Source organism: Exiguobacterium sp. KJ 601, from assembly GCF_027161185.1.
Classification (GTDB): Bacteria; Bacillota; Bacilli; order Exiguobacteriales; family Exiguobacteriaceae; genus Exiguobacterium; species Exiguobacterium profundum.
In genome coordinates this window covers 737,906-754,000 of sequence record NZ_JADHZG010000001.1, presented here as the reverse complement: position 1 = coordinate 754,000, position 16,095 = coordinate 737,906, and the positions used below count along the sequence as shown (strand labels likewise).

Genomic DNA, 16,095 nt, shown 5'->3' with positions numbered 1-16,095 from the left:
TCTTATACCGATTAAAGAAGAAGTCCAGCCAATGTAGCTGACATCAAGTTTGCAAGCGTACCTGCAAGAATCGCGAGAACACCCATGCGTGCGATGTCACCACGACGGTTTGGCGCCATACCACCAAGACCACCGAGAAGGATCGCGAGTGACGAGATGTTCGCGAAACCACAAAGTGCGAATGCGATCATCGCTTCTGTACGAGCTGACAAATCACCAGAACCGATGATTGGCGCAAACTCAGAGAAGGCAACGAATTCGTTCAAGACTAGTTTTTGACCGAGGAAGCTACCGAATTGTACAGCATCCGCCCATGGTACACCAATCACGAATGCAAGTGGTGCGAAGACGTAACCGAGAATCAATTCGAGTGACAAACTATCGAATCCGAAGAGTCCGCCGACCGAACCGAGAATCAAGTTGACGAGCGCAATCAATGAAACGAACGCAAGAAGCATTGCACCGACGTTCAAGGCAAGGAAGAGACCGTCAGAAGCACCACGTGCCGCTGCATCGACGAAGTTCGCCGCTCTGTCTTCTTCATCTTCTACAATCTCGATGTCGTCATCGTACTCTTCTGTTTCTGGTACGATAATTTTCGCGAATAAAAGACCGGCTGGCGCTGCCATGAAGCTCGCTGCGAGCAAGTATTCGAGTGGTACACCGAGTGCTGCATAACCTGCAAGTACAGATCCGGCAACCGATGCGAGTCCACCGACCATGACTGCGAAGAGCTCAGACTGTGTCATTGTAGGAAGGTACGGCTTGATGACAAGCGGTGCTTCCGTTTGACCGACGAAAATGTTCGCTGTTGCTGAAAGTGACTCTTTACGTGACGTACCAAGTGCTTTCGCAAGGGCAGTACCGAGGATACGGATGACCCACTGCATGACGCCGAGGTAGTAAAGCAATGCGATTAATGATGACATGAAGATGATAATCGGAAGGACTTGGAATGCGAAAACGAAGTTGTCGCCACCGACTGCTGTTCCGAATACGAAGGCAATCCCGTCACCAGCTGTGTTCAAGACAGCTTGAACCCCATTTGAGATCCATTCAAGCGCCTTACGTCCCCATGCCGTATATAAGACGAGGAATGCAAATGCGAATTGAACAGCGAACGCTGCCAAGACCGTGCGCCATTTGATGGCTTTACGGTTGGTAGAGAAGATGTAAGCGATTGCAATTAGTGCCAAAATACCAACCACACTCATGATTTTCATTGATGTTGTGCTCCTTTCATATTAAACAAAACCAATTATATGTGTCATACCCGAAAAGAGATGTGTCCTACCGTTTGAAACGCTTTCTTTTTATCGTTGTTAAACGTCAGACAACCTACATTCGAACCTCTTAGAATATAACATCCCTCTTTTTAAAATGCAACGGGTGAAATAAAAAAGTTTGAGGTCATTTCCTCAAACTTTTTACCATGCCATCTCTTCGATTTTTTCATACACCTTCGTCACGAGCTCTTCTGGCGTTTCACCCGTCACCACTTCCCCGTCTACGAGGCAAAAGAGATCAAGGGAACAGACACCACAATAGCCTGTACAGCCATATTCGACCACATCAAGATCAGGGTCGGACTCTAATTTAGCCCGGGCAATTTGTGAGCCCATCGCCAAATTCGAAGCACAAAATTCGATGATCGGATTCATCATATATGTCACCGTCTTTCTTTACGTGAATTATCGGAAAATGGTTCTTCTACGGCAGATTATAACATGATACAGTTGAAGAGTAACAAAGGGGGATTATTATGCGCAAATTAGTCGTCTTAGGAGGCGGTTACGGGGGAATGCGTGTGATTGAGAGAGTACTTGGACATCAGTTACAAGACATCTCGGTCACGCTCGTCGATCGCTTGCCTTATCATGGATTGAAAACTGAGTATTACGCACTGGCCGCAGGAACGGTCTCGGACCGCGATATTCGCATCGACTTTCCGGATGAAATCGATTACATATACGGACAGGTCACGGACATCGACACCGAAGACAAAATGGTTCTGCTCGCGAGTGGAGAAAAAGTGCCCTACGACGACCTCGTCATCGGATTAGGATGCGAAGACAAATACCACAACGTTCAAGGGGCAGCCGAATTCACGTACAGTATTCAAACACTGGAAGAGTCACGTAAGACACAACAAGCGATCAACGGTCTGCGACCAGGTTCGGTCGTTTCTGTCGTCGGTGCCGGTCTATCTGGTGTCGAACTCGCCAGCGAACTTCGTGAGAGCCGGCCTGATTTGACGGTCCGTTTATTCGACCGCGGGCCATCCGTTCTATCTTTCTTATCTAATCGTGTTTCGATGTACGTACAATCTTGGTTCGAGGAGCACGGCGTCGAAGTCATCAATAATGCAAACATCACACGTGTCGATGCTGACGGATTATGGAACCATGAAGACTTATTCCCATCTGATCTGACCGTATGGACGGCCGGGATTCAACCGGTCGCCGTTGTACGGAATCAAGGTTGGGAACTCGATGGAGGCGGACGTGTCAAATTGACGGAACATCACTTTGTTCCTGGACTGCCGGACGTGTTTGTCGTTGGTGACAATGCGAGCTTACCGTACGCACCGTCCGGACAACTTGCCGAAGCCCAAGCCGAACAGATCGTTCAAGTCTTGCTTTGCAAATGGAAAGGTATCAATTATCCAGAATTACCCGACATCAAACTGAAAGGGACGCTCGGTTCCCTCGGGAAGAAGGCTGGCTTTGGGGTGTTTATGGGGAAACAATCACTCACCGGGAAAGTAGCCCGACTATTAAAGTCCGGTATCCTTTGGAAACATAAAGTCATTAAATGAATACATTGCGAACGAGCCTCTGGCTGGTTCGCTTTTTTAATTTGTTCATCTGTTATTTCTATTCATTTTTCTAACGATTGAGTCAAAAGTCTTGTATCTGAATCCCCTGTATCCTTATCTAAATATTCAGATATTTAATGCCATTGGCGTATTCTACACGTTGGTAAAACTTGTTACTCTATGGTCACGGCAGTTCGACATCCCGTCATCTTGCCTACATACCCTAAAGGAGGAAACAAGTTGAAAAAAATCTGTAGCTCCGTCCTCGCCTCATTGCTTGTCTTGTCAACCGTACCTGGGGGTGCGGATGCCGCCCCAAACAAAGAGAAAGAACGTGTCATCGTCGTTTTCAAGGAATCGGCAAAGAAAATTCCGCTGTCGATTGAAGGCATGGAAGTTAAACAACAGTATTCGAATATTCCTGCAGCAGCACTCGAAGTTCCGAAAGCTGCTTTGAATGGACTGAAGAATAACCCGAACGTCGCACACGTGGAAGTGGATCAAATCGTACAGATTGAGAATCAAACACAAGACTGGGGGATTCCTAAACTAAAAGCTCCTTCATCTTGGCAGAGTGGATTCACAGGGAAAGGTGTCAAAGTATCCGTCGTCGACACAGGGATTTCGCCCCACCCCGATTTAACAATCGCTGGTGGTGCCTCATTTAGCACGGTCACGAGTTCGTATGCCGATGACAATGGTCACGGTACACATGTAGCCGGGATTATCGGTGCACGTAACAATAGCATCGGAACAGTCGGGATTGCACACGAGGCAAGCATATACGCCGTCAAAGCTCTTGAGGCGAACGGAAGTGGTAGCTTATCGAGTATCGTTGCCGGGATTGACTGGTCGATCACTAATGATATGGATATCATCAACTTGAGCCTCGGGACGACAAGTCCATCGACGACGCTCCAACAAGTTGTCGATCGTGCCAATAATGCAGGCATCCTTGTCGTCGCGGCAGCGGGTAACAATGGTCGTACCGATGGATCGGGTGACCTCGTCAACTATCCGGCTCGTTACAGTTCGGCAATTGCTGTTGCTGCAACAGATATCAACAACAACCGTGCCTCGTTCTCGGCGACAGGTAGCACTGTCGAAGTGGCAGCACCTGGTGTCGGCATCAACTCGACCCTCTCAAATGGGGGCTACGGTCAAATGAGCGGAACATCAATGGCGACACCGTATGTGGCGGGTAACCTCGCACTCATGAAACAGGCGTTCCCTACGCTATCGAGCACACAACTCCGTACAAAATTGTCGCAAGACTCCATCGACCTTGGTACAACAGGTCGCGACACATGGTTCGGGAACGGACTTGTCCAATCCCCGACTTCTGGTGGTACGACGCAACCTGTCCAAGCACTCACGACGACAGTCTCGACATCGAAGTCTTCTTACTACGCTGGTGAAGTCGTCTCGATTTCTTCGGCAGTACGAAATTCAAATGGCCAAGCGGTCGCAAACGCCGATGTTCGTGTGACGGTCACACAACCGAACGGTACGACGCTTGTCGGTACAGGCAAGACGAATTCATCAGGAGCCATCACATTCACACTCTCGACGAATTCTTGGTCACAACGCGGAACGTATCAAGTGAAGTCTGATGCGACGCTTACCGGCTACACGGCTGGTTCAGCGACGTCATCGTTCCAGCTTCTCTAAATAAAAAAAAGTCGAGTCCCTTCGCTCGACTTCACTAATTGACGAATCAAGTCGTGTCATGCGACCTGATTCGTCTTTTTTATCATTTGACCACTTACAATCGTTGTGCGGTATCCATCAACCGTGTCGAAGACGTCGCAATCTGGGTCGTGGCACGCTTGAGTTCGGCAATGGATTCCACAATCTCATCGATATCACCGGCAAGACTCCCCATCTGCCCGTCAGCATGCTCCGAATCACCCGAAATTTGGAGGAAGGCATCCGTCACTTCATTGATCCGTCCCATCGTCTGCTTCATCTCTTGCTCGGTCGATAAGACGCGGCTCGAAGTCTCTTCCATCTGGTTCGTGAGACGCTTCACCAAATCCTCCACCTCTTCTGCCGCTTGTTTCGATTGACTCGCGAGCGTCCGTACCTCGGAAGCGACGACTTGGAATCCTTTCCCTTGCTCGCCTGCCCGTGCTGCTTCAATCGCGGCATTCAAGCTAAGTAGGTTCGTCTGGTTGGCAATTTGTTTGACCGAATCCGCAATCGTCATGATCTCGTTCATCAATCTTTCGAGCGCCTTGATTTCCTGAGCTGAATCGGAGAGGTCACGCGCGATTTCATCAAGGCGTCCCGCCTCCGACAAAATCGTGTCTTTCCCACTCACTGAAGAGTGAAGTACCGTCCGTAGCTTTGTCTGCGTGAGTGAACTTGAATGCTTCATATCATCTGCCCGCTCATTCATCGACTGAAAACTAGCCATGACTTCTTGTGAGAGGGCGGCCAAATCTTCACTCGCCTGCTGAATCGTTTGACTGATTTCATCTTTCACGTGTTGCATCTGGTCACGAACGACGTCTGCTTCATCGTCAAACATCTCGAGCACGATTTGTTGCTCGAAGTTAAAGATTTTCGAGACGGCCATCATCAACCTCATTTTCGAGTCCGCATCGAGCTGCTCATGTTGAATCGATAAGACGAGCGTCTCGAATATTTTTTGGAAGGCCGCCATATACCATTTCCCTTTCAGACCGATCAGATAATGCCGTTTGGCGATGGCGAGACGTCGATTGATATATGCTTCATTCAACTTCCCTTCAAACATCTCCATTATATGGTTAGAAAGAGTGAGTTTTAGTTTGTCCGATGACGAATGTTGCCGAATCAACTCTCTCATCTCGTCGATCTTTTCGAGCTCTTCATAAAACACATCAACCAACCGAGGTGTCAATTGACGTAATTCCTGTTGATACGCACGTAAATAAGCTAAATCCTCACGTTCGAGACGAATCAACTGACGTTGTCGTTCCAACTCATCGGGAAGTGCGATCAACAAGTGCTCCATTTGGGACGAGGTGTCTAAATGGATCGGCATATTTCGTTTTCGGGCAAACATCAAATAGTCCTCCTTTAATAAACAGGTTTATTAATTTTCAAAATATTATAAAATTTATACAAGTTATGTTCAGTTTAGCCCGAGAGACAAAAGTTGTAAAATCTTTTTCTGAATTATAGGTAAACAAAAAACGAACCTTGCTATCGCATGGTTCGTCCACTTGCTCACTATTTTATATGATTGACGGATCCTTGTTTCGCCTCAATTGCCGCATACACTTTTCGTAACTGAACGACCCCTTCGTCAATCACTTCTCCGTCGAGCAAGACGAGCGGATAAAACCATTCATCGTCTTTAAGCGCCTGGGCAAACTCGTCCTCACTCTGTTCGAAATCGATATACTCGAAAGAAAAGGACTGCTCCGGATACTTGCGTCCGAGCGCACTTTGCAACCACTCATACGTCTCGGTCGAACTCGGTGCACCGACACAACTGGCACATTGAACCTCTGCCCCATAAACCGTGATTTTCATATTCATTCCCCCTCGAAACCATTATACAAAAATCTTCCCCACTCCCGATGACGAAACGCTCAGCGTAAATGATTGAGAAACACTCTCAAACTTGCTAGAATAAAGTAGAACGAGAAAGGGGTAGATACCATGGAAATGTTTGATCAAGTCCAAGAAGTGCTCGATAAATTGCGTCCGTTCTTGCTTCGTGACGGCGGAGACGTCGAACTCGTTGATGTCGAAGAAGGCATCGTCAAGCTCCGTTTGATGGGTGCTTGCGGCAGCTGCCCGTCTTCAACAATCACGCTAAAAGCCGGTATTGAGCGTGCACTCATCGAAGAAGTACCAGGCATCGTCGAAGTAGAACAAGTATTCTAAGCAAAAAGGGAGACATTCGTCATCCCTTTTTTTCATGCTTCCATTCATTTAAACTCTCAACCATATAGGTCGGGAGTTTTTCTTGTTCTTGAATAAATGCTGGACCGTGTACACCTGAGTTGACGTGAAGTGTACGGATTCCCCCATTGATCCCGAATAGAATATCTGTATGATAGTTATCCCCTACCATCACGACATCCTCTTTCGTCAATCCAATCATGTCGAGTGCAATATCAATCATGACCGGTTCTGGCTTCCCGATAAAGAATGGTTCTTTTTCTGTCGTCACCGTCAACACGGATGTGAGCGACCCGTTCCCCGGTAAAAACCCTCGTTCTGTCGGAATGGCGATATCCCCATTCGTCGAAATGAATCGGGCTCCCGAACGAATGGCGATCGCCCCTCGCGCCAACTTCTCATACGTAATGTGACGGTCGAGACCGATGACCACATAGTCCGCTTTCGGTTCGTCCGTGACGTGGAACCCACGAGATTCTAAGGCGAGTCGGAGTCCGTCTTCGCCAATCATATAAACGCTTGCCCCCGGTGACATCTTCTCAATATAAAAAGCCGTCGCCATCGCACTCGTTAACACGTTTTCTGCCTTCACATTTGCCCCCATTGAAATCAACTTATCCGCAATCTGCTGTTGTGTCATCGAGGCGTTATTCGTGACGAATAAGTATGGGACGCCCGTAGCTTCTAACTCGTTTACAAAATCGACAGCAGCTTGAACGGGCTCTATTCCTGCATACATCGTACCATCTAAATCAAACAAATATCCTTTTATCGGTTCCATCCAATCACTCGCTTTCTGGCAAGAATGCGGACACTGGTCCAAGTTCGACCTCTAAGTAGTGACGAACTTGCGTGGAGAACGCTGTGAAGTCTTGTTTCGACGTCTTCACCCATTCATCGAAGCGTGATGCCTCTGCATCGACGAACTCACGGACATAGTATGCACGCAATCCGACGAGCGCCTTGGTGGCATTACCCGTCTTCTCATCGAGCACGCGTTCATCGAGCAGAATGTCGACAATATCCTCATAGCTACCCGGGTCTCGCATGATGAATCCGTCAATCATCGAGTTCCCTACGTCGATGACCCCTTCTATCAGGAGGACAGCCATTCGTTGTTTCGCAAGTTCTACTGTGAACGCATCCCCGCTCAATTGATCGGTGTGCGCTAACATCGTTTCCATTTGTTCCAGTGTCTGATTAATCTTCTCTCTATTCACAAAATACATGATGATCCCCCCTGCTGTTAATACTAATGCTTTTTCGGTCAGGAGAAAAGAATCTGTCCTATTTACATCATTTATAAAATTGTGATACACTAATCAACGGATTTAAGCCGTAAAAAGTATAACACATTTAATAGAGATAACGTGGAGGGTACAACACTATGGAACGTGAATTAGCATTAGAAATCGTACGAGCAACGGAAGCCGCAGCACTCGCATCTTCGAAATGGATCGGACGTGGGCAAAAGAATGAAGCCGATGACGCAGCTACGTCAGCGATGCGCGAAGTTCTCGGAACAGTGAACATGGATGCGACGGTCGTCATCGGAGAAGGTGAGCTCGATGAGGCACCGATGCTCTACATTGGGGAAAAACTCGGTACGACGTTCGGTCCGAAAGTCGACATCGCCGTTGATCCGCTCGAAGGTACATCCATTGTCGCAAAAGGACTCGGAGATGCGATGGTCGTCATCGCTGTTGCGGATGAAGGTGCCCTCCTCCACGCACCAGATATGTACATGGATAAGCTCGTCGTTGGGCCGAACTTAAAAGGAAAAGTCTCGCTCGATGAACCACTCGAGTCGATCATCGAAAAAGCAGCAAAATATAACAATAAACGCATTGAAGAAGTGACGGTGATCATGCAAGACCGCGATCGCCACGAACACCTTCGCCAAGCCGTCATGAACGTCGGCGCACGCGTCAAATTGTTTGAGGATGGCGATGTCTCGGCCGGAATCGCAGCTGCCGTCAAAACAAATCCGATTGATATTTTCATCAGTACAGGCGGTGCTCCTGAAGGCGTCATCACGGCTGCAGCTGTCAAAGCGCTTGGCGGAGACATGCAGGCCCGTCTTCACCCGATGAATGAAGAAGAATCTGCACGCGTCATCTCGATGGGTATTGTTGATCCGCTCCAACTCCTCACGCTCGACGACCTCGTCAAGAGTGATGACTGTATCTTCGCCGCAACAGGTGTCACGTCAGGTGAGTTGCTCGATGGCGTCAAATTCTTAACAGATGATATCGTCGAGACGACATCACTCGTCATGCGCTCGAAGACACGTACGATTCGTAAAGTCGTGGCCGAACACCACTTGTCGTTGAAACCATACTTACAAAAAACTGAAGTCAACGCCTAATCAAAAACGCCTTGCTCAATCACTTGAGCGAGGCGTTTGTTTCTTTAAAATCCTTGTTCTGTTCCGTGCACTGGCTCATTCGAATCAACTTGCTTGTCTCGAATCGAATCGTAGAACGTCGCGTACGTCGTCGAGAAGTAAGGTCCGATGAAGAAGAATCCGATCCCGAGCGTCAAGATCCCGACGAGGAACCAACCAAAGAAGGACAAGACGAGCATGAAGGCTTCCATCTTGTGCCCATCCATGAGACGACGTGATTCTGTGATCGACTCGAGTGCCGAAAGTTCAGGCTGGTCGCGCAAAATGTACGGTGTGAGTGAGTACGAGAAGGCTTTGATGATTCCCGGTACAATCAACAACAAGGTCCACAACACGATAAAGAGGCTCATGACAAAAGACGTGATGACATGTTTGAAGTAACGTGTTTGGAACGGTTTGAACATTGTCGAGAGCGAGGCACCCTTTTCACGTGATACGTTGAGTGCGAGCCATGACCAACCGATGGTGAGTGGTGCAATCAAGATTTGAAGAACGGTCGACACAAGACTTAACGTGGCGTCTGTCGATGTAAGGGGCGCTGTCGAATTCGGATCAATCTCAGGCGCGAGCGATTGGGGAATCCCGTTGATGATGACGAACAAGAGTGCCAATCCGGCCATCAACCACCATTTTCCTTTCAAGGCGTGTCGTGCATGTTGTTTCCATTCAGATCTCATAGTAATCCATCCTTTTTCGTAGTCTTTCTATTAGTGTACGTGAAAAGGTGACCATACGTTTCAAAAAACATAAAAAAAGGGAAAGGAATTTTTCCTTTCCGCTTAGCGAATCATTACATTGCCTAAAAAGAACTGAGACATGGACAAGATCAACAACAGCACCCCGAGTGATAACACAAGGTGAGATGTGACTTTGAAGACACGGCCTCGCAAGAACGAATGGCCATATTCAAAGCGACGGATGATCAACACATGAAAGAGTTCAAATAGAATGACTGCCGCCGTAAAATAAAAGGTCATCATGATATGGAAACCAAAAAAGAACATGGCCAATATCCCGAGTCCGAAGTTATGAATTCGATTATGGACGTCATCCCGATCCCCGACGGTCGTCTGTACATGTTGCATCCAAATCACCTCACTATCAAAACCAAAAAACGACGAAACTATCCTTAATGACAATTTATCACATTTTTCCAACCTCAAAACCGGAAGTCACGACTTTTTACCTAAACGAAATATTTGGAAATCAAATGTAATAAAAAAAGTGCTGACGGCTCAGCACTTCACACATTTGATTCATCGGTCTTGTTGAACTTCCGTTTCAACTTCAGTTTTTGTTTCGTTCCCCCAAAGACGGGTCCACTCTCTTCTTCGTTGATTTCCGTTTCCTTCTTCAAAACGAAATAAGGACATCCAAAGTTGCAATATTCGTATACGTAGTCCATCACGTGATCAATTCGGTTCTCATAGGTCGCCAATTTGGATTGCGGTTCATAGAATCCCTTCAATCGCAACTGACCATGCCCCCAATCACCGACGATGTAATCGTACTTATCTAGCACGTCACTATAGCGTGCGATAAACGCCTCTTCATCGAACCCGTCCCGTTTTTCTTCCAAGACGGTATATCCGTGGCGATTCACTCGAATCATCGTTCCCACCTCCACTCTGTTATCATAGCATGCCCCCGTCGATGCGCTCTATCCTTTTCGAATCACTTCATGACGGGCGACGATTGTTTCTCGTAATACATCCCGCAGAAGTTCGGGCATGAAATATCGCTTCGGTTGGTCTGCCAAATAAGGAAGGAGCGGACCGAACGTCAACATATCGACCGTCGCGACGCGATATGTCCGATTTAAATCCAATCGTTCCCCCATTACATATGTCTGACCGTCCCGCTGTTCGATTTGATAGAGACTCGGTTCTCCGAGAACGGTACCTCTGAAGCCGAGACCTCTGACATGCATACTCGTGAACGTTTCTTCATTGGCATCGTGAAGGAAACGCGCCAACGTCTCCCCGTCCAATGTCAGCACACAAGGATTGATTGGATGCGGACAGATCCGATGCAACATGTTGAGCGTCACCCCACCCGGCGCCAGTCCTTCTAGCACAACGCCAGATGGGATGATCCCCACATCCGCCGCACACCATTCGACCATGCCTTCGACGAGCAGGTCGCCCAGTGGAGAAGGTCCGAACCAATCGGAGGCGTATCCATCCGTCTCTGCAATCGTGACATCAAGAAGGCGTTCGGCATCTGCCCCTTCTGTATGCAACAAGGCCAACGTGTCTGGACTATCCGATTGCTGAGACAGTTCGTGAAGGCGCGCTTCTTTCGATACGATTCCTGACTCGCCAAGCGTCAGTGTGACTTCACCGACGTACTTCCCATATTTTCCGGCCTGTGCAATCAACACACCGTTCGTCATCACACCTTCATCTAAGACATGATGTGTATGCGCACCGAGAATCACATCGATTTCAGGAAACATTTCAGCTAATCGCTCGTCTCCAAAGAACCCAAGGTGACTGAGCGCGATGATGACATCACAATGCGCCAACTGTTTCAGCGCTCGCTCCGCCGCCTCGTAAGGCGATTCAATCTGCCAGCCGAGCTCTGGGTATAACTCTTCATATGGAGCGGTCACACCAAACAGGCCGATTTGGAAACCATCTTTCTCAAGAACGAGCGTCTCATCGACCCAATTCGGTCGTGACCCGTCTGCTTCATATACATTCCCAAGTAAGATGGGAAATGTCGCTTCGTCATACAGTTCGGCTAGCCAATCATGAGGAAAAGTGATCCCTTCGTTGTTTCCGATGGTGACGGCTGTCGGACGGAGTTGCTCGAGCAAACGAACATTCAACTTTCCACGTGTCACTTCGGTCGCCGGGTGGGTGCGGTCGGCATGATCTCCTAAATCAAAGTACAGCGTGTCGTCAGTCCGATGTTCTTCTAGAAATGAAACAAGTTTCGGCCATTGGTCGAACTTTGAATGAAGATCGTTGTAATGAAAAATAGACAGTGTCGTCATGGCCATCCCTTCCTTCTAAAACAAACTGATTTGTCTCGGCGCGAGTTCATATTCAAGGCCAAGAATCTCAATGAGTCGCTTTGCATTCGGTGCTGCATCCCCAGCCGAGTTGTTGTTAAAGTATACATACACGTCTTTCGCTTCACGGTCAATCTCACGAAGTGAGGTCGCCAATTCTTGAAGCTCCTCTTCGCTATAGCGATACAGACAGCGAACATGCCGCCATTCTTGACTCGTCATTCCCGGTTTCTTTAGCCAACCTGATGTATTCCGCCCGTGTAAACGAACGACCGCCACGTCTGGATGGGTCACGACCGGTACGAACGGGATGCTGCTCTCTTTCGTTTGCGGTTCATCGCAAATCGTGTTGATGAACCGTTGCTCCGTCAAAAATTGAAGCGTCCGGTCCCGGAACGCTTCTGAGAACCAGGTCGGATTGCGGAACTCGATGGCAATCTCGTAATCTGACAGCTCGGCACGAAGCGTTCGCAAATAATCCAGGTTTGGCTTTGACACATCGAACCACGGCGGTAATTGAACAAGTACAGCCCGTAATTTCCCCGCTCGTTTTAACGGGTCGACCGAGACGCGATAACGCTCAAACAGTTCAATCAGAGGCGTTTTCGGCTCACGATCATGTCCGCTCATTTCCCTGGAAACTTTTACAACGAATTGAAAATGATCTGGTGTTTCCCCATCCCATTTTTCGAAATTTTTCACCGGTTGAATCGCATAGAAGGTCGAGTCGACTTCAACAGTCGGGAAATGTCCCGCATATGTCGATAATTTATGTTTTCGTTCTTCTGGGGTCGTATACAGCAAATCGTGGTCACCCCATCCGGTCACACCTACATAGATCATAGCGTCCTCCTTTACGATTCTGAAATGGCGGCCGCTTTCCGTTTCGACCAGTTCCATGTGCCCATGTATGTGACGAGCAATAGGACGAGTCCCATCATGAACGGATAGCGCATATCAATATCAAAGGCGATTCCCGCCAATGTCGGCCCTAAAATATTCCCAATACTCATATAAGCGTTGTTCATCCCCATGGCAAGACCTTGCTCGTTTCCTGCAAGTTTCGACACGAGCGTGTTCAACACCGGTCGTAAAATAGATGTCGATAAGAAAATCACGAGTGTCACTGCGAAGAAGAGCATATACGTACCCGCGAACAAAGATAACAAGAAGCCGAATGAGGCGAGCGCGATGAAAGCAAGTACGACCTTGGTCTCACCCAACCATTCGACGAGACGGTCCACCGCAAACAATTGAACGATAACACTCACAATCCCCGTTCCGGTTACCATGATGGCAATCTCTTGTGGTGTCGCACTGAACATCTCACTGACATAGAGCCCAAGTACCGATTCATACGCCATCAGACCAAACGCCATGACGAGGTTGATGACCAATACGAAGAAGTACGGTTTTCGCGTCGACATGACTAGCTGCGTCGGTAAAGACTCTTTAATCTTAGGCGCCACGTATGGAGCACGGTCAGGCTCCTTAAGAAGAAGCACAGACGAAATGACAGCAATAAACGATACAATCGCTGAAACGAGCAACGGTGTCTTCAAGCCGAATTCAGCAAAAAAGCCACCAATCCCTGGTCCCACTACAATTCCTAGCGACATTGCCGCGGAAATATAACTGTTTCCTCGAGCTCGTTGCTCGAGTGTCGTGATATCTGCCACATAAGCGAAGATGGCAGGAATCAAAAGCGCTGCACCAACACCCCCGATGGCACGAGAGACGAGAAGAATTGTCAAATTATCTGATAGATAGAAGACTCCCATCGAGATGGTGAATCCGATCAGACCGAGAATGATCATGAGTCGGCGGCCGTGGACGTCCGCCCATTTCCCGGCAATCGGTGACATGACGAGCTGGGCACCCGCAAATACGGAAATCATGAGTCCGGCGGCTGTCCCTCCCTCGCCAATCATCTTTAAGTAATCCGGAATAATCGGGATGATGATCCCAAATCCGGCGACGGCGATAAACATGTTCAACATGAGAATCGCCAATTGATTTTTTTGTTTTGTCGTCAACGAATGTCACTCCCTTTTCATCTTTCCATTTTACTGTTTGAGCTCACATCCAGGCAAACAATAAGACAGAAAAAAGCCCATCCTTGACTAAAGGATGGGCGAGACTTATGAGATGCGTGATTGAGCGAGTGATTCTTGTGACGTTCCTTTCGGAAGAAGAAGCGTGATCGCATAGACGATCATCGTCGGAACTGCCCAGGCAAGTCCGATATCCGCCATTGGTAAGTTTCCAATCCAAGAAGTAACCGCAGAAGGCTGGATGCCGTTCCACGTTTCAAAGAACGAGAGCACGAGCGCCGTGTAAATTGTCGCTTTCATCGCCACACCGGGGTTTCGTTGAAGTCGTTCCGTCACCGATATGAGCACGAGTGCGATCATGACCGGATAGAGGAGCGTGAGAAGCGGCACGGCGATTTGAATCAACGAGCTCAAACCGACGAGTGAGATCATGAACCCAAACAATGTTGTCGCGATGACGACATGATGATATTTGAGAGAATCAAACTGGTTGCTGATGAAGCGTGAGAACTCTGAGATGAGTCCAACTGCTGTCGTCAAACAAGCGAGGAAGACCGCTAACCCGAGTGCGAGCATTCCGACTTGGCCGTAAGACGTACCTGCGAACGCTTGGAGAAGGCTTGCGCCACTCGTCGTTCCTTCTGCGACTGTCATATTCGCACCGATCGAACCGAGCGAGATATAGACGAGCATCAAACAGGTAACGGCAAGCATCCCTGCAGAACGAAGGAGCGAAGACGCTTCTTTTTGGTCACTCAACCCATTTGCTTTCAACGTGACGAGGACGATTGCCCCAAAGACGAGGGCCCCGAATACATCCATTGTCAAATAGCCTTGTTGGAAACCTTGGCCGAGTGCGCCCAACCATGTCTCAAACCCTTCCGCTGGAGCTCCAGGCTCTCCGAGAGGCGAGATGAGGTTTGTGATCCCAATCGCTGCGAGTAAGAACAAGAGGATTGGTGTGATGATGCGTCCGATGACTTCAATCAACTTTTGAGCACGGAGCGTCAAGAAGAACGTCAACCCGAAAAAGACGGTCGAACTCATCGCGAGTGTCAAAGTAGAAGGCGCATCGAGAAACGGGACGAGTCCCATTTCATACGTGACGGCAGCCGTACGCGGAATTCCGAAGAATGGTCCGATGGCTACATACATCAATCCTGTCAAGATAAGCGCGAGACGCTTTGGAATATAACGAGCAATTTGGTCTGTCCCACCGCCGACCCGAGCGACTGCGAACAAAGCAAGAAGCGGTAAACCGACACCCGTAATGACGAACCCGATCATCGCCGGTACGAGGTTTTCCCCCGCCAAGGCGCCGAGCTCAGGTGGGAACAGCAAGTTCCCGGCCCCAAAGAATAAAGCAAAAATCGTAAACGCTAACGGGAACAATGTCGATTTTTTCATACAACTACCTCCATACACTTGATATTCCGAACGACTTAACAAAAAAATAATAACTAAATTTTCTGACAATATATCGCTTGGTCTATTTCATTATACACACTTCCTATCGTTTGACCACCCTATCTCCAAAATTCGAGGTTTAATTTTTTGAAATGTAGATTTCACAAAAAAATCTCCCTTTCACATGTAGGGAGATGTAAGCGGTTAATAGCGTATGTCGAACGAGCGAAATTCCTGATCGTTCGCTTCCGTCTCTTCGATTCGTTCGACACCGACAAAGCGATTGCCATCCTTCAACGTCTGCTCGAAGGCGTCGATTTCTTGCTCGGTTCCTTCCGCATGTAGCTCGACTGTCCCGTCACTTAGATTGCGAACCCATCCTTTGATGCCGAATCGTTGCGCGGTCTCCTGTGAAAAATATCGAAACCCCACGCCTTGGACACGTCCAGATACAATCAAACGTTTAGCAACTCTCATTCTATTTTCCTCC

Annotated in this window: 18 protein-coding genes; 4 read left to right on the top strand and 14 right to left on the bottom strand. The window is 48.3% G+C overall.

Annotated features, from left to right (window positions below; all coding sequences use genetic code 11):
• Positions 1–11 precede the first annotated feature (11 nt).
• Together IRJ25_RS03860 and IRJ25_RS03855 are read right to left on the bottom strand one after the other, a co-directional pair.
• The gene (locus IRJ25_RS03860; RefSeq protein ID WP_074036391.1) at positions 12–1,223 is read right to left on the bottom strand and encodes a NupC/NupG family nucleoside CNT transporter; all 1,212 of its coding nucleotides are present in this window, start codon (positions 1,221–1,223) and stop codon (positions 12–14) included.
• Positions 1,224–1,427: 204 nt separating this feature from the next.
• Complete coding sequence (locus tag IRJ25_RS03855; RefSeq protein ID WP_012726828.1) at positions 1,428–1,664, bottom strand: YuzB family protein; 237 nt, start codon at positions 1,662–1,664, stop codon at positions 1,428–1,430.
• A gap of 98 nt (positions 1,665–1,762) precedes the next feature.
• On the opposite strand from IRJ25_RS03855, the gene IRJ25_RS03850 reads away from it, so the two are divergent.
• Positions 1,763–2,818, top strand: coding sequence for an NAD(P)/FAD-dependent oxidoreductase (locus tag IRJ25_RS03850; RefSeq protein ID WP_074036387.1), 1,056 nt, complete (start codon positions 1,763–1,765; stop codon positions 2,816–2,818).
• Positions 2,819–3,058: 240 nt separating this feature from the next.
• Positions 3,059–4,489 (top strand): S8 family serine peptidase, encoded by a 1,431-nt coding sequence (locus tag IRJ25_RS03845; RefSeq protein ID WP_214816155.1) that lies wholly within the window; start codon positions 3,059–3,061, stop codon positions 4,487–4,489.
• A gap of 94 nt (positions 4,490–4,583) precedes the next feature.
• Here the strand turns inward: IRJ25_RS03845 and IRJ25_RS03840 are convergent, their stop codons facing one another.
• On the bottom strand, positions 4,584–5,870 hold the full coding sequence (locus IRJ25_RS03840; RefSeq protein ID WP_214690695.1) for a globin-coupled sensor protein: 1,287 nt from the start codon (positions 5,868–5,870) through the stop codon (positions 4,584–4,586).
• A gap of 167 nt (positions 5,871–6,037) precedes the next feature.
• The gene (locus IRJ25_RS03835) at positions 6,038–6,343 is read right to left on the bottom strand and encodes a YuzD family protein (protein ID WP_214683915.1); all 306 of its coding nucleotides are present in this window, start codon (positions 6,341–6,343) and stop codon (positions 6,038–6,040) included.
• 129 nt (positions 6,344–6,472) lie between these two features.
• On the opposite strand from IRJ25_RS03835, the gene IRJ25_RS03830 reads away from it, so the two are divergent.
• Positions 6,473–6,700 carry a NifU family protein gene (locus IRJ25_RS03830; protein WP_012726833.1) on the top strand — a complete coding sequence of 76 codons (228 nt, stop codon included), beginning with the start codon at positions 6,473–6,475 and terminating at the stop codon, positions 6,698–6,700.
• Positions 6,701–6,719: 19 nt separating this feature from the next.
• On the opposite strand, the gene IRJ25_RS03825 is transcribed toward IRJ25_RS03830, so the two are convergent.
• On the bottom strand, positions 6,720–7,499 hold the full coding sequence (locus tag IRJ25_RS03825) for a TIGR01457 family HAD-type hydrolase (RefSeq protein WP_214683914.1): 780 nt from the start codon (positions 7,497–7,499) through the stop codon (positions 6,720–6,722).
• 4 nt (positions 7,500–7,503) lie between these two features.
• Positions 7,504–7,947, bottom strand: coding sequence for a DUF86 domain-containing protein (locus IRJ25_RS03820; protein ID WP_269317812.1), 444 nt, complete (start codon positions 7,945–7,947; stop codon positions 7,504–7,506).
• A 158-nt stretch (positions 7,948–8,105) separates the two neighbouring features.
• Between IRJ25_RS03820 and glpX the strand changes: the two genes are divergently transcribed.
• Positions 8,106–9,086, top strand: a complete 981-nt coding sequence (gene glpX / locus IRJ25_RS03815; RefSeq protein ID WP_078147260.1) for a class II fructose-bisphosphatase — start codon at positions 8,106–8,108, stop codon at positions 9,084–9,086.
• Positions 9,087–9,130: 44 nt separating this feature from the next.
• On the opposite strand, the gene IRJ25_RS03810 is transcribed toward glpX, so the two are convergent.
• The 8 genes from IRJ25_RS03810 to IRJ25_RS03775 form a co-directional block, all read right to left on the bottom strand.
• A complete protein-coding gene (locus tag IRJ25_RS03810) occupies positions 9,131–9,802 on the bottom strand; it encodes a DUF975 family protein (protein WP_269317811.1) in 672 nt (223 codons plus the stop codon).
• A 102-nt stretch (positions 9,803–9,904) separates the two neighbouring features.
• A complete protein-coding gene (locus tag IRJ25_RS03805; protein ID WP_214690691.1) occupies positions 9,905–10,210 on the bottom strand; it encodes a hypothetical protein in 306 nt (101 codons plus the stop codon).
• Between the two features lie 158 nt (positions 10,211–10,368).
• Positions 10,369–10,737 (bottom strand): YutD family protein, encoded by a 369-nt coding sequence (locus IRJ25_RS03800; RefSeq protein ID WP_047795125.1) that lies wholly within the window; start codon positions 10,735–10,737, stop codon positions 10,369–10,371.
• 48 nt (positions 10,738–10,785) lie between these two features.
• Positions 10,786–12,126 (bottom strand): bifunctional metallophosphatase/5'-nucleotidase, encoded by a 1,341-nt coding sequence (locus IRJ25_RS03795; RefSeq protein ID WP_269317810.1) that lies wholly within the window; start codon positions 12,124–12,126, stop codon positions 10,786–10,788.
• A gap of 15 nt (positions 12,127–12,141) precedes the next feature.
• A complete protein-coding gene (locus tag IRJ25_RS03790) occupies positions 12,142–12,987 on the bottom strand; it encodes a DUF72 domain-containing protein (protein WP_269317809.1) in 846 nt (281 codons plus the stop codon).
• An 11-nt stretch (positions 12,988–12,998) separates the two neighbouring features.
• Positions 12,999–14,180, bottom strand: a complete 1,182-nt coding sequence (locus IRJ25_RS03785) for an MFS transporter (RefSeq protein ID WP_159562595.1) — start codon at positions 14,178–14,180, stop codon at positions 12,999–13,001.
• A 105-nt stretch (positions 14,181–14,285) separates the two neighbouring features.
• Positions 14,286–15,605 carry a branched-chain amino acid transport system II carrier protein gene (gene brnQ, locus IRJ25_RS03780; protein ID WP_264092690.1) on the bottom strand — a complete coding sequence of 440 codons (1,320 nt, stop codon included), beginning with the start codon at positions 15,603–15,605 and terminating at the stop codon, positions 14,286–14,288.
• 204 nt (positions 15,606–15,809) lie between these two features.
• On the bottom strand, positions 15,810–16,082 hold the full coding sequence (locus IRJ25_RS03775) for an acylphosphatase (protein ID WP_078147267.1): 273 nt from the start codon (positions 16,080–16,082) through the stop codon (positions 15,810–15,812).
• Positions 16,083–16,095 lie beyond the last annotated feature (13 nt).

What these genes read in the sequence shown, in the direction of transcription:
- IRJ25_RS03860 (WP_074036391.1), bottom strand. Translation starts at nt 1,223, where the DNA reads ATGAAAATCATGAGTGTGGTTGGTATTTTGGCACTAATTGCAATCGCT.
- IRJ25_RS03855 (WP_012726828.1), bottom strand. Translation starts at nt 1,664, where the DNA reads ATGATGAATCCGATCATCGAATTTTGTGCTTCGAATTTGGCGATGGGC.
- IRJ25_RS03850 (WP_074036387.1), top strand. Translation starts at nt 1,763, where the DNA reads ATGCGCAAATTAGTCGTCTTAGGAGGCGGTTACGGGGGAATGCGTGTG.
- IRJ25_RS03840 (WP_214690695.1), bottom strand. Translation starts at nt 5,870, where the DNA reads ATGTTTGCCCGAAAACGAAATATGCCGATCCATTTAGACACCTCGTCC.
- IRJ25_RS03835 (WP_214683915.1), bottom strand. Translation starts at nt 6,343, where the DNA reads ATGAAAATCACGGTTTATGGGGCAGAGGTTCAATGTGCCAGTTGTGTC.
- IRJ25_RS03830 (WP_012726833.1), top strand. Translation starts at nt 6,473, where the DNA reads ATGGAAATGTTTGATCAAGTCCAAGAAGTGCTCGATAAATTGCGTCCG.
- IRJ25_RS03825 (WP_214683914.1), bottom strand. Translation starts at nt 7,499, where the DNA reads ATGGAACCGATAAAAGGATATTTGTTTGATTTAGATGGTACGATGTAT.
- IRJ25_RS03820 (WP_269317812.1), bottom strand. Translation starts at nt 7,947, where the DNA reads ATGTATTTTGTGAATAGAGAGAAGATTAATCAGACACTGGAACAAATG.
- glpX (WP_078147260.1), top strand. Translation starts at nt 8,106, where the DNA reads ATGGAACGTGAATTAGCATTAGAAATCGTACGAGCAACGGAAGCCGCA.
- IRJ25_RS03810 (WP_269317811.1), bottom strand. Translation starts at nt 9,802, where the DNA reads ATGAGATCTGAATGGAAACAACATGCACGACACGCCTTGAAAGGAAAA.
- IRJ25_RS03805 (WP_214690691.1), bottom strand. Translation starts at nt 10,210, where the DNA reads ATGCAACATGTACAGACGACCGTCGGGGATCGGGATGACGTCCATAAT.
- IRJ25_RS03800 (WP_047795125.1), bottom strand. Translation starts at nt 10,737, where the DNA reads ATGATTCGAGTGAATCGCCACGGATATACCGTCTTGGAAGAAAAACGG.
- IRJ25_RS03795 (WP_269317810.1), bottom strand. Translation starts at nt 12,126, where the DNA reads ATGACGACACTGTCTATTTTTCATTACAACGATCTTCATTCAAAGTTC.
- IRJ25_RS03790 (WP_269317809.1), bottom strand. Translation starts at nt 12,987, where the DNA reads ATGATCTATGTAGGTGTGACCGGATGGGGTGACCACGATTTGCTGTAT.
- brnQ (WP_264092690.1), bottom strand. Translation starts at nt 15,605, where the DNA reads ATGAAAAAATCGACATTGTTCCCGTTAGCGTTTACGATTTTTGCTTTA.
- IRJ25_RS03775 (WP_078147267.1), bottom strand. Translation starts at nt 16,082, where the DNA reads ATGAGAGTTGCTAAACGTTTGATTGTATCTGGACGTGTCCAAGGCGTG.